The organism is Pelagibius sp. (assembly GCF_028281305.1).
Lineage (GTDB): Bacteria > Pseudomonadota > Alphaproteobacteria > Kiloniellales > Kiloniellaceae > Pelagibius.
The window spans coordinates 131,977-144,282 of the sequence record NZ_JANQKD010000023.1; the positions used below are offsets into that span (position 1 = coordinate 131,977).

Consider the following 12,306-nt stretch of genomic DNA (forward strand, 5'->3'; position numbering starts at 1 on the left):
GCCTTTCCGGGCTTTCCGCGGCCCCTGCCACAAATGTGTCGCAGCGGGGCCCCGGTCAATGCCCGGTCAATGTCCGGTCAATGGGACCGACCTCATAATAGGTCCGCAGGGGCTTTGTAAAGCCGCGCAACGCGGTTACCCGGGTGTCGTTCGATGCGTCCGGCCAGTTCAAGGTCGAGCAAAGCGCTGTGGACAACGCCGATGGGCAGGCCGGAAAGCCGCACCAGTTCATCGACCATAATTGGCTCAGGACCGAGCAATTCTTCCAGGTCCCGTCGCTCGTTCGGGCCAGCCTCGGCCCTCTCGGCGATCGGCGGTGTAGGGGGCGGCGGAGCCTGGGGTGCGAAGACCTGCTGCAGGCCTGTCGGTGACGACCCTGGCGCTGACGACCCTGGCGCTGATGACCCTGGCGGTGCGGGCAAGGGCGCGCGCAGATCGTCCAGAATCTGTGCGGCGGACTCCACCAGAGTGGCGCCCTCCCGGATCAGATGGTTGCAGCCGGCGGCGCGCGGGTCCAGAGGAGACCCGGGCACGGCGAAAACGTCGCGCCCCTGTTCGGCGGCAAAACGCGCGGTGATCAGGGAACCGGAGCGCTTGGCCGCCTCGACGATGACGAGGCCGCAGGAGAGGCCGGAGATCAGGCGGTTGCGGCGCGGAAAGTGCCGGGCCTGCGGTTTGGTGCCCAGCGGCATCTCGGAGATCACCGCGCCGCGGTCCTGCAGATCGCGATGCAGACGGTCGTTCTCCGGCGGGTAGACGACATCGACGCCGCCGGCCAGCACCGCGACGCTGGGTCTCGGCAGCGCGCCGAGGTGGGCGGCGGTGTCGATCCCCCGGGCCATGCCGGAGACGACGGCGTACCCCGCTTCCGCAATCTCCGCCGCCAGACCCTGTGCGAAGCGCCGGCCGTTGGCCGAGGCATTGCGCGCGCCCACGATCCCGACCGCCGGGGCGGACAGGGCCGCTGGATCGCCAAGGACGATCAGCAGGGGCGGTGCGTCCTCCAGTTCCCGCAGCGGGGCAGGGTAGGCGGGTTCGCACCAGGCCAGCAGCCTGGCACCGGCTCGCCGGGTCGCAGCCATCTCGGCCTCGGCGTCAGCCTGGGAGCAGATCCTGATTCGGCGTTTTCCGCCGGCGCGCGCCGCGACCTCGGGGAGGGCGGAGAGGGCCGCCGCGGGGGATCCGAAGCGGTCGAGAAGCTGGCGGAACACCACCGGGCCGACATTCTCCGAGCGGATCAGGCGCAGCCAGGCAAGGCGCGCTTCATCGTCCAGAGGTTTAATGGTGTTCGGCTGCATCCCGTTTAGATCGTCATGCCGGGGCGCAAAGGTCAAGCCTGGACGGGCGTCGATGGCTAGGCGCGGCCCGAGTCAGCCGGTCTTCTGGCCGATTTTCGGCTCTTCGCCCTTCAGCAGGCGGCGGATGTTGGGGTGGTGGCGCCACCAGACAAGCGCGGCAACGGCAGCCGTCAACTCCACCATCTGCAGGTCGGCCAGCAGGAACCAGGAGAGCAGCGGCGCCGCGGCAACCGAGCACAGGGATGCGAGCGAAGACATCCGGAAGACCAGAGCCACGAGCAGCCAAACGCCGCAGCAGGCGGCACCGACGGGAAAGGAGAGGGCCAGGAAGACGCCGAGCGCCGTGGCGACGCCCTTGCCGCCTTTGAAGCCGAGCCAGACCGGAAAGAGATGTCCGACCACAGCCCCGAGGGCGGCGACCAAAGCCATGTCCGGTCCCCAGATCTGGGCAATCAGAACCGCGGCGATGCCCTTGCCGGCATCCAGCAGCAAGGTGGCGGCGGCCAGACCCTTGCGGCCTGTGCGCAGGACGTTGGTGGCGCCGATGTTGCCGGAGCCGATCTGCCTGACGTCACCGAGCCCGGCGAGGCGCGTGAGGATCAAACCGAAGGGCAGGGAGCCCAGCAGGTAGCCGCCAGCGAGGGCGGTGGCCAGGTAAGGCCAGGCAAACTCCCAGGAGATCGGGTCGGGCATCGCGCCTGGCCCGCTCAGGCCGCTTCGAAGAGGGTGCGGCCGTCCACCACGGTGCGGCGCACGCGGCCTTGAACCGGCAAACCCTCGTAGGGCGTGTTCTTGGACTTGCTTTCGAAGCGGTCGGGGTCGATCCGCCAGCCACGGTCGGGATCGAAGACGGTCAGGTCCGCCGGTGCCCCCTTCGTCAGCCTGCCGCCCTTGAGACCCAGGATCTCAGCGGGCTTCTCGGTCAGCCGGCTCAGCAGCTCGAGCAGGCCGATGCCGCCGGAGTGGTAGAGCTGCAGCGACAGCGGCAGCAGGGTTTCCAGGCCGACGATGCCGGGCTCGGCGATGGCGAAGGGCAGGCGCTTGGATTCCTGATCGTGCGGGCTGTGATCGCTGGCGATGGCATCGATGGTGCCGTCGATCAGACCGGCGACCACGGCGCGGCGGTCGTCCTCGCTGCGCAGCGGCGGCGAGACCTTGGCAAAGGTCCGGTAGTCGCCCACGGCAATCTCGTTGAGGGTCAGATAGTGCGGTGCCGTATCGCAGGTGACGGCAAGACCGCGGGCCTTTGCCCGGCGGATGACATCCACCGTCTCGGCGGTGGAAACGTGGGCGACATGGTAGCGCCCGCCCGTCAACTCGACGAGGCGCAGGTCCCGCTCCACGGTCATCACCTCAGCCACCGCCGGGATGCCCGGCAGTCCCAGGCGTGTCGCCATTTCGCCGCCGTTCATGGCGCCGCCGGCAAGGCTGGGCTCCTCCGGGTGCTGCACGATGAGGTGGCCGAAGGTCTTGGCGTAGGAGAGGGCGCGGCGCATGACCTGGGCGGAGGCAATGGCGCGGGTGCCGTCGGTGAAAGCGACGGCACCGTACTCGCCGAGCAGCCCCATCTCCGTCAGTTCCCTGCCTTCGGTGCCCCGGGTGACGGCGGCGTAGGTGTAGACCTTGACGCTTTTCTCCTCACGGGCGCGCCGGGCGATGTACTCGACCCCGGCCACGTCGTCGATGACCGGGTCGGTGTTGGGCAGAGCCACGACCGAGGTCACGCCCCCCGCAGCCGCCGCCCGCCCGGCGCTGCCCATGGTTTCCTTCTGCTCTTCGCCGGGTTCGCGGATGTGAACGCGCATGTCCACCAGCCCCGGCGCCAGGCAGGCGCCCCGGCAGTCGACGGTCTGGATCCCCTCTGGCACGCCCTCGGCAAAGAGCTGAGGGCCGAAGTCGGTGATGCGGCCGTCTTCGGCCAGCAGGGCGCCGGGCGCGTCGAGACCTGTGGCCGGGTCGAGCAGCCGTGCGTTGACATAGGCGGTGCGGTGTTTGGGCAGCAGTTGGGTCGTCAGCTGAGTCATCGGGCCAGGCGCTCCGGCGTGAGCTCCGAGGCCATGAGGTTGGCGTTCAGGGTCTCAAGGCAGGCCATGCGTACGGCGACGCCCATCTCCACCTGTTCACGAATGACCGAGCGGTTGATGTCGTCGGCCAGGTCGCTGTCGATCTCGACGCCGCGGTTCATGGGGCCGGGGTGCATGATGAGGGCATTGGGTTTGGCGGCCTGGAGCTTGTCCTGATCGAGGCCGAAGAAGCGATAGTATTCCCGCGTCGAGGGCACGTAGCTGCCCTGCATGCGTTCGGTCTGCAGGCGCAGCATCATGACGATGTCGCAGCCCTCCAGCCCCTTGCGCATGTCATGGAAGGTCTCGACACCCATGCGCTCGACCTGGCCGGGCATCAGCGTGGGCGGCGCGATCAGGCGGACGCGGGCGCCTAGGGTCGTCAGCAGGTGGATGTTGGAGCGTGCAACGCGGCTGTGGGCGATGTCGCCGCAGATCGCCACCAGCAGCCCCTCCAGGCCGCCGAGGCGGCGGCGGATCGTCAGGGCGTCGAGAAGCGCCTGGGTCGGGTGCTCGTGGCTGCCGTCGCCGGCGTTGATGACGGCGCAGTTGACCTTCTCGGAGAGCAGCTGAACGGCGCCGGAATCGGGATGCCGCACCACCAACACATCCGGGTGCATGGCGTTCAGGGTCATCGCCGTATCGATCAGCGTTTCGCCCTTTTTGATCGAGGACCAGGCGACCGACATGTTGATGACGTCGGCGCCCAGCCGCTTCGCAGCCAGCTCGAAAGATGTCCGCGTTCTCGTTGAATTCTCAAAGAAAAGATTGATGACCGTTCGGCCGACCAGAAGGTCTTTCTTCTTGTCGCTGCCGCGGTTCAGCGCGACGTAGCCGTCCGAAAGGTCGAGAAGGAAAAGGATCTCCGGTGCCTTCAGCCCCTCGATCCCGAGGAGGTGCCGGTGCCGATAGCCGCCAAAGGCGGTCGCTCTTTCAACCGAGGTCATTAAAGCGGTGTTATGACACCGGGCGGGGGCTTGGGCAAGCGGGTCCGGCGACCCTCTGCGAGAACGGCGTCAGATGATGCCCTTTCCGCGCAGTCGCGCGCAGTCTTCCGGCCCCATATCGAGCAGTTCCTGGAGAATCTCGTCGCTGTGCTGACCGGCGCGCGGGGGCGCGAATCGATACTCCACCGGGGTCTCCGAGAACTTGATGGGGTTGCCGATGACATCCACCTCGCCCTTCTCACTGCCGGGGTATGGCAGGGCGACCTTCATCCCGCGCGCCAGAACCTGGGGATCGGCAAAGACCTTGTCCAGCGTGTTCACGGGGCCGCAGGGCACGCCGCGCTCCTCCAGACCGTCGACCCACTCCTGCTGGGTTTTGCGTTTCGTGTAGTCCGGCAGAATCTCGTAGAGCGCGTCCCGATTGCGGACGCGGGCCGCATTGGTTTTGAACCGTTCGTCCTCGGCCAGGTCCGCGCAGCCGGCGAAGTCGCAGAAGCGCGCAAACTGCTCGTCGTTGCCCACCGCGATGATCACCAGCCCGTCGGCACAGGGCATCACCTTGTAGGGCACGATGTTAGGGTGCTCGTTGCCCTGACGCTTCGGCACCTCGCCCGAGGTCAGGTAGTTGAGTCCTTCGTAGGACAGCCAGGCCACCTGGCTGTCCAGCAGGCCGAGGTCGATATGCTGTCCCAGGCCGGTCATGCCGCGGCAGTGGAGGGCGGCCAGGATCGCCGAGGAGGCATACATTCCGCACATGATGTCGGCGATGCCGACGCCGACCTTCACCGGCTCCCCCTCGGGCTCGCCGGTCAGGCTCATCATGCCGCCCATGCCCTGGGCCAGGTAGTCGTAACCCGCCCTCGCGGCATAGGGTCCGGTCTGGCCGAAACCGGTGATCGAGCAGTAGATCAGCCCGGGGTGGGACTCCTTCAGGTCGTCGTAGCCCAGGCCGTAGCGGGCGAGGTTCCCAACCTTGAAGTTCTCCACCAGGATGTCGCAGTAGCCGATGACCTTGCGGGCCAGGGCCTGCCCTTCGGGCTGGGAGATGTCGATGGCGAGCGAGCGCTTGTTGCGGTTGGCGGAGAGGAAGTAGGCGCTTTCGCTGGTGTCGCTGCCGTCGGGTCCCGGGACGAACGGCGGGCCCCACTTCCGGGTGTCGTCGCCCTGGCCGGGACGCTCGACCTTGATGACGTCGGCCCCCAGGTCCCCCAGGAGTTGGGTGCAGGTGGGGCCTGCCAGAATGCGGGTCAGATCGAAGACCCGCAGGCCGGAAAGGGGAGCGGTCATGCGACTGGGATCCTTGGCGGCGTGCTCGGTGGCGGATATCAGCCGTTTTGCCGCGCAGCCATCCCAGGGTCAAGAGTTGGCGGGTCAAGAGTTGGCGCTCCCGTCAGGCGGGTCTGCGGGCCGCAATGGCGTCGAGGGCACCCTGGAGGATGTAGGCAGCGGCCATCTTGTCCACCACCTCGGCGCGGCGCTTGCGGGTCATGTCGGCCTCGTCGACGAGGAAGCGTTCCACCGCTGCGGTGGACAGGCGCTCGTCCCAGAACGCGATGGGCAATTCGAAGCCGGCTTTCTCCACAAGGTTGCGGGCGAACTGGCGGACCGACTGGCAGCGCGGCCCCTCGCTGCCGTCCATGTTGACGGGCAGGCCGATGACGAGGCCGCCGATCCGCTCCTCCCGGCAGATCTCCGCCAGCCGGGCGGCGTCCTCGGTGAACTTGCCGCGTTTGAGGGTGGTGAGCGGCGAGGCGATGGAGAGCAGGCCATCGGAGACCGCGAGACCGAGGGTCTTGCTGCCGGGGTCGATGCCCAGCAGCCGCTGGCCGCGGGCGAGCTTCTGCGGCAGATCCTGGGGCGCGGTTTCCTGCATCGGGCCGTTATAGGCGGAGCGGGCGGAGGTCGGCAAGGCAGGCGGGGCGCGACCTTGCAGGGCGCCGGGGCCGGTGCTAGTTTCCGGCGGTTTTTCAATGCCCTGATCTTCGAGGTGCATGGCCGCTCCGCGGACTGGCCCGCACCAGTGGTCGGGGCCTTCCAAAAAGAGGGTGGCTGGCCGATGTCGGTCGACAAGGATACCGTCGCGAAGATCGCGAGTTTGGCGCGCATTCGCATCGATGAAGCCCAGAGCGAGTCCCTGGCCGGGGAGCTTTCGAACATTCTGGGATGGATCGAACAGCTTTCCGAACTGGACACCGAGGGGGTCGAGCCCATGACCTCGGTGGTGTCGATGACGCTGCCGCTGCGCGAGGACGACGTGACCGACGGTGGCATCCCCGACAAGGTGACGGCCAATGCGCCGGAGGCCGCCCATGGTTTCTATGCCGTGCCGAAGGTGGTCGAGTGATGAGCGATCTGACCGCCCTCACGCTGGCCGGCGCCCGCGACCTTCTGGGCAAGGGCGAGGTCTCGGCCAAGGAGCTGACGGAGGCCCATGTCGCCGCCGTCGAGGCCGCCCGGCCGCTGAACGCCTTCATCACCGAAACGCCGGAGAAAGCGCTGGCGATGGCCGAGACCTCCGACACCCGGCGCGCCGCCGGAGAGGCCGGTCTTCTGGAAGGCCTGCCCATCGGCATGAAGGACCTGTTCTGCACCGAAGGAGTGCTGACTACCGCGGCCTCCCACATCCTCGACGGCTTTCATCCGACCTATGAATCGACGGTGAGCCGGAACCTCTGGGACGCCGGGGCAGTGCTGCTGGGCAAGACCAACCTGGACGAGTTCGCCATGGGCTCCTCCAACATGACCAGTCACTATGGCGCGGTGGAGAACCCCTGGCGCCGAGAGGGGGACAATCGGCCCTTGGTGCCCGGCGGTTCGTCCGGCGGGTCGGCGGCCGCGGTGGCGGCCCGGGCCGCTCTGGCGGCGACCGGAACGGACACCGGCGGGTCGATCCGCCAGCCGGCGGCTTTCTGCGGCATCGTCGGCATGAAGCCGACCTACGGGCGCTGCTCGCGCTGGGGGATCGTCGCCTTCGCGTCCTCGTTGGATCAGGCGGGGCCAATGACCCGGACGGTCAGGGACTCGGCCCTCATGCTGAGGGCCATGGCGAGCTACGACAGCAAGGACTCCACCTCGGTCGACCGCCCGGTGCCGGACTACGAGGCGGCGCTGAGCGGCGACATCCGCGGCATGAAGATCGGCGTTCCCAAGGAATACCGTGTCGAGGGCATGACCGACGAGATCGAGGCGCTCTGGCAGCAGGGCATCCGCTGGCTGGAAGAGGCGGGTGCGGAGACGGTCGAAATCTCCCTGCCGCACACCCACTATGCGCTGCCGACCTATTACATCATCGCGCCGGCTGAGGCCTCCTCCAATCTGGCGCGCTACGACGGCGTGCGCTACGGCCTGCGCGAACCGGGCGAGAGCCTGGACGAGATGTACGAGGCGACCCGGGGCAAGGGCTTTGGCGCCGAGGTCAAGCGCCGGGTGCTGATCGGCACCTATGTGCTCTCCGCCGGTTACTACGACGCCTACTACAACAAGGCGCGGCGGGTGCGCAGCCTGATCGCCCGGGACTTCGCCCAGGCCTATGAAACGGTGGACGCGATCCTGACGCCGACCGCGCCCTCGGCGGCCTTCGGCGTCGGCGACAAGATGGACGATCCCATCGCGATGTACCTGAACGACGTTTTCACCGTGCCGGCCTCGCTGGCCGGGCTGCCGGGGATCTCGGTTCCGGCCGGCCTCTCGGCGGAAGGGCTGCCGCTCGGCCTGCAGATCTTGGGCAAGGCCTTCGAAGAAGAGACGGTGTTCAAGGTGGCTGGAGTGCTGGAAGAGGCGGCGGGCTTCGAGGCCAAGCCGGCTTTCCGGGCGGCGTGACGGCCATGGCGGCGCAGGCAACAGCGATCGCCGTGCGCAAAGCCGGGCCCGATGACCACGGGCTCCTGCTGCCGTTGTTCGAGCGCTTCTATGAAGAAGAGGGCTTCGAGGACGCGGTGGCCGGCGTGGCCGAGAACCTGCGCCAGATCCTGGTACGGGACGATACGGCGGCTTTCGTCGCCTTCGCCGGCGAAGATGCCGTCGGGGCGGCGGCGGCCAGCACCTCCTTCGGCCTGGAGGTCGGGCTCTACGCAGAGCTGGAAGACCTCTCCGTTGATCCGGTCTGGCGCGGCAAGGGTGTGGCCTCGGCCATCGTGGAAGCGGTCGCCGACTGGGCCCGGGCCAAGGGCTGCTCGGATATTGAGATCGTGCTGACCCCCCATGCGCAGGCCAAGGCCGATCTGTTGCCTTGGTATGAGGCGCGGGGGTTCGTCGAAACCGGGCGGGTAATTTACGAGCGGGCGCTTTAGTCCGGCAAGCGGAGCAGAACGATGGCACTGGTGAAAGGCAAGTCAGGCGATTGGGAGATGGTCATCGGGCTGGAGGTCCATGCCCAGGTGATCTCCAAGTCCAAGCTGTTCTCGGGGGCGTCGACCGCCTTCGGGGCGGAGCCGAACAGCCAGGTTTCCCTGGTCGACGCGGCCATGCCGGGCATGCTGCCGGTGCTGAACATGGTGGCAGTGGAGCAGGCGGTGAGGACCGGCCTCGGCCTGAATGCCCAGATCAACCTGACCTCGGTCTTCGAGCGCAAGAACTACTTCTACGCCGACCTGCCGCAGGGCTATCAGATCTCCCAGTACCTGCACCCCATCGTTGGGGAGGGCACTATCATCCTGGATCTTGAGGACGGCGAGACGCGCGAGGTCGGTATCGAGCGCCTGCACCTGGAGCAGGACGCCGGTAAGTCGATCCACGACCAGCATCCGACCCAGTCCTACATCGACCTGAACCGTTCCGGCGTCACCCTGATGGAGATCGTCTCCAAGCCGGACATGCGCTCGGCGGAGGAGGCGGGGGCCTATCTGCGCAAGCTGCGTACCATCCTGCGCTACCTCGGCACCTGCGACGGCAATATGGACGAGGGCTCGATGCGTGCCGACGTGAATCTCTCGGTGCGCCGTCCCGGCGAGGCCTTCGGCACCCGCACGGAAACCAAGAACGTCAATTCCATCCGCTTCGTGCAGCAGGCCATCGAAGCGGAGACGAAGCGGCAGATCGAGATTCTGGAAGAGGGCGGGGAGATCGTGCAGGAGACCCGTCTCTTCGACGGCATGACCGGCAAGTCGCGTTCCATGCGCTCCAAGGAAGAGGCCCACGACTACCGCTATTTCCCCGACCCGGACCTGCTGCCGCTGGAACTGGATCCGGCCTGGGTGGAGGAGATCAAAGCCTCCCTGCCGGAACTGCCGGACGCAAAGAAGACGCGGTTCGTCGGCGACTTCGGTCTGCCGGCCTATGATGCCGGTGTGCTGGTGGCCGACCGGGAGACGGCGGCTTTCTATGAGACGGTGGCAGAGGGGCGCGATCCGAAGCTGGCGGCCAACTGGGTCACCGGCGAGTTCTTCGGTGCGCTCAACAAGAGCGGCGTCGAACTGGCTGCGGCGCCGGTGGATGCCAAGAAGCTGGGCGGCCTGTTGGATCTCATTGCCGACAACACCATTTCCGGACGCATCGCCAAAGAGGTCTTCGAGGCGATGTGGGAAAGCGGCGAGGACGCCGGCGCCATTGTCGAGGCCAAGGGGCTGAAGCAGATCTCTGACAGCTCCGCCATCGAAGGCCTGGTGGAGGAAATCATCGCCAACAACCCAAAGCAGGTCGAGCAGTTCAAAGGCGGCAACGAGAAGATCCTGGGCTGGTTCGTCGGCCAGGTGATGAAGGCCACCCAGGGCAAGGCCAACCCGGGCATGGTGAACCAGGTCCTGCGCCAGAAGCTCGGCTGACCGCGGCGGCGATCAGCCGCCCGTCGGCTGGAGCACCTAGTCCTGCTCGGTCAGGCGGCCGATCTGAAACATGACGCTCTCCAAACCGTCGGGGCTGAGCCGGCGGTAAGCCCGCACGAGGTCGGCGACGATGCGCTGTTCCAGGGCCTCGGGATCGAGAGTCGCGCCATCGTCGCGGCGCGCCTGCAGCACGATTTCAAGGACGACCTGGAACGCCTTTTGAAGGTGGCCCGGCAGGCCGGCCTTGCGGTAGAGGGACTGCAGCGCCGGCGTGCCGGTGTCGCGCAGGACCTTCTGCGCCTTGGGGGCGGAGATGCGGGCAAGCGTCGCGAGCCCGGTGCCGAGGAACTCCAGATGGCCGGCGCAGAGCACCCTCAGCAGGAGGGTCGCCGTCAGGCTGCCGTTCAGGTGAAGCCGCATGGCTGCCGCCTCGATCTCCTGGGCGGTAACCAGGGTTGCCAGGGATTGGGCAAGCGCCCGTTCGCGGCCATGTTGGGCAAGCTGATCGGCGAGCGCCGCAGGGAAGCTGTGCTTGTCAACGAGACGCTCCCGCAGATCCTCGCAGACAAGCGCGACAAGCCGCTCCTGAACTGCGAACGGCAGCGCACTGCGCTCGACGAGAAGCTTGTGAACATCCGGCTCCTCGGCAAAGGCGTTGAGGAGCTTGCGGTAAGACGACTCCGAGATCTCTGCACCCTCGTTCGCCAGGAGCACTTCGACCACGCTCTGCTTGCCGGTGTCCACAAGGGCGCCGGACACGACTGCGCTGACCGTATCGCGCGCAGCAATGGCGCACTGCTTCTCGGTGCTGCCGGTCTCGATGATCGCAAGGAGATCCCGGTCGGAGAGCGCAAGCGACGTGTGGAGAATCGGGGTGGCGACAGATTCGATGTCCTGGGCGAGCGTGAGGGCGATGCTGTCCGGCAGCAGAGGGGAGGACTTGATGTGCTCGGCAAAGCTCTGGCGCACATCGACCTCGGTATGGCAGGCCAGCCAGCGGAAGACCTCCAACGCTGCCGAGCGTTCACTGTCGGATATGACGCCGCGGCTGAAGGCTTCGGCAGCCTGGATCGCAAGCTGCCCGGCGTTGAGCTGGGCCAGGCCCTCCATAGGCCCCTGTTCTTTACTTGCAAGCTCGACCATAGAACAACCTGTTTGATTATCTTATCGGACGAAAAATTTAGTCGTTCTGAAAATATCTGTCAATTTTTATTGATCTATATTTGATTTATATTTGTGAATATTTTTATTCGTATTTGTCGCGAATTTTAGGCAAACCTTGAGGGCGCCAGCCGGCGCAGGGGAGGCTCCGCTGGTTGGTGGGCGATTCGCGGCCACGCTTCCAGGATGCGGTTGATCGTATCGCGTGCAAACCTGCTTCAGAGGCGAAGCAGCAACGATCAGGTCCGCAGGTGATTGCGCTTCAGATAAAGGGTGGTTTCCGCCGAGGCGGTGAAGGCGGAGGAGAGGCCATACGGCTCCCGCAGCCAGGCGCCGGCGTTCAGGCGGCCTTCGCCGTTGCTCAGACGCCCTGAGACAATGAACATCTCCAGGCCGCCCCCGGCGGCTTCTCCGTCGATCAGGGCCGGCGGCAGCGCTGCGCCTGGGGCGAGGCGGAGCAAGCGGACATCCTCCGGATAGCCGGCATCCCGATAGAGCAGAAGTTCTTCGGCACCCGGAGCCGCTGCACGCCAGCTGTCGGCGTTGTTGGTGTCGACGACGACATGCTCGCGGTTTGTTCCGGCGAACTGGCACAGCTTCACGAAGATAATGCAGCCGTCCTTCGAAAAGGGCGCATGTCTGAACCCCTGGGGGTTCAGCAGGTAGGTGCCGGCCGGGTAGTCGCCATGCTCATCGGAGAAGGTGCCTTCGAGCACCAGGATCTCCTCGCCTTGCGGATGATCGTGGGGGTGAAAGCGGGACTGGGGATCGTAGCGGACCACCGAGGTGACGCGGCTGAACTCCCCGTCCACAAGGTCCAGACGCTTGCGCCAGACGGTCGCGCTGGGGCTTGCCTGCCATTCCATCTTGGCTGTGTCCATCGCCGCCGGCCGCGTGAAATCGGCGTTCAGACTGTCGCTCATCGCCTTCTCCATGGTCTCCCTACCTCTAGGTAGGGGCGCTAGCCGGCGGCCTCAAGATCGATCTTCGGTCTTGCAAAGACTTTCCAGGCACCGCATGTGTTGGCTCATGGGCGGCAGGGGTGCCGCCGGATGGTCCCTGGAAAGGCGCGCCATCC

General features: G+C 66.5%; 12 protein-coding genes. 4 read left to right on the forward strand and 8 right to left on the reverse strand.

Going from position 1 to position 12,306, the window contains the following annotated elements; genetic code table 11:
- Positions 1-92 precede the first annotated feature (92 nt).
- From dprA to ruvX, 6 genes are all read right to left on the reverse strand, one after another.
- Positions 93-1,298 (reverse strand): DNA-processing protein DprA, encoded by a 1,206-nt coding sequence (gene dprA / locus Q0982_RS06495; RefSeq protein ID WP_299393141.1) that lies wholly within the window; start codon positions 1,296-1,298, stop codon positions 93-95.
- 72 nt (positions 1,299-1,370) lie between these two features.
- Positions 1,371-1,991 carry a glycerol-3-phosphate 1-O-acyltransferase PlsY gene (plsY, locus tag Q0982_RS06500; protein ID WP_299393143.1) on the reverse strand — a complete coding sequence of 207 codons (621 nt, stop codon included), beginning with the start codon at positions 1,989-1,991 and terminating at the stop codon, positions 1,371-1,373.
- 14 nt (positions 1,992-2,005) lie between these two features.
- Entirely contained in the window at positions 2,006-3,322 is a 1,317-nt protein-coding gene (pyrC, locus tag Q0982_RS06505; protein ID WP_299393146.1) for a dihydroorotase, read from the reverse strand.
- Positions 3,319-4,308, reverse strand: coding sequence for an aspartate carbamoyltransferase catalytic subunit (locus tag Q0982_RS06510; RefSeq protein ID WP_299393148.1), 990 nt, complete (start codon positions 4,306-4,308; stop codon positions 3,319-3,321). The genes pyrC and Q0982_RS06510 overlap by 4 nt, the downstream gene beginning before the upstream one ends.
- 69 nt (positions 4,309-4,377) lie before the next feature.
- On the reverse strand, positions 4,378-5,595 hold the full coding sequence (locus tag Q0982_RS06515; RefSeq protein ID WP_299393151.1) for a CaiB/BaiF CoA-transferase family protein: 1,218 nt from the start codon (positions 5,593-5,595) through the stop codon (positions 4,378-4,380).
- Between the two features lie 103 nt (positions 5,596-5,698).
- On the reverse strand, positions 5,699-6,181 hold the full coding sequence (gene ruvX / locus Q0982_RS06520; RefSeq protein ID WP_299393444.1) for a Holliday junction resolvase RuvX: 483 nt from the start codon (positions 6,179-6,181) through the stop codon (positions 5,699-5,701).
- A gap of 183 nt (positions 6,182-6,364) precedes the next feature.
- On the opposite strand from ruvX, the gene gatC reads away from it, so the two are divergent.
- The 4 genes from gatC to gatB are packed head-to-tail and all read left to right on the forward strand — an operon-like array spanning position 6,365 to position 10,067.
- Positions 6,365-6,652, forward strand: a complete 288-nt coding sequence (gene gatC / locus Q0982_RS06525; RefSeq protein WP_299393153.1) for an Asp-tRNA(Asn)/Glu-tRNA(Gln) amidotransferase subunit GatC — start codon at positions 6,365-6,367, stop codon at positions 6,650-6,652.
- Complete coding sequence (gene gatA, locus Q0982_RS06530) at positions 6,652-8,127, forward strand: Asp-tRNA(Asn)/Glu-tRNA(Gln) amidotransferase subunit GatA (RefSeq protein ID WP_299393156.1); 1,476 nt, start codon at positions 6,652-6,654, stop codon at positions 8,125-8,127. Before gatC ends, gatA begins: the two co-directional genes overlap by 1 nt.
- Before the next feature lie 5 nt (positions 8,128-8,132).
- Positions 8,133-8,597, forward strand: coding sequence for a GNAT family N-acetyltransferase (locus tag Q0982_RS06535; RefSeq protein ID WP_299393158.1), 465 nt, complete (start codon positions 8,133-8,135; stop codon positions 8,595-8,597).
- Between the two features lie 21 nt (positions 8,598-8,618).
- Positions 8,619-10,067: an Asp-tRNA(Asn)/Glu-tRNA(Gln) amidotransferase subunit GatB gene (gatB, locus tag Q0982_RS06540; protein WP_299393161.1), complete on the forward strand. Its 1,449-nt coding sequence runs from the start codon at positions 8,619-8,621 to the stop codon at positions 10,065-10,067.
- A gap of 36 nt (positions 10,068-10,103) precedes the next feature.
- Here gatB and Q0982_RS06545 read toward each other — a convergent pair whose 3' ends face one another.
- Together Q0982_RS06545 and Q0982_RS06550 are read right to left on the reverse strand one after the other, a co-directional pair.
- The gene (locus tag Q0982_RS06545; protein ID WP_299393162.1) at positions 10,104-11,210 is read right to left on the reverse strand and encodes a DUF2336 domain-containing protein; all 1,107 of its coding nucleotides are present in this window, start codon (positions 11,208-11,210) and stop codon (positions 10,104-10,106) included.
- A gap of 257 nt (positions 11,211-11,467) precedes the next feature.
- Positions 11,468-12,151: a cupin domain-containing protein gene (locus Q0982_RS06550; protein WP_299393165.1), complete on the reverse strand. Its 684-nt coding sequence runs from the start codon at positions 12,149-12,151 to the stop codon at positions 11,468-11,470.
- Positions 12,152-12,306 lie beyond the last annotated feature (155 nt).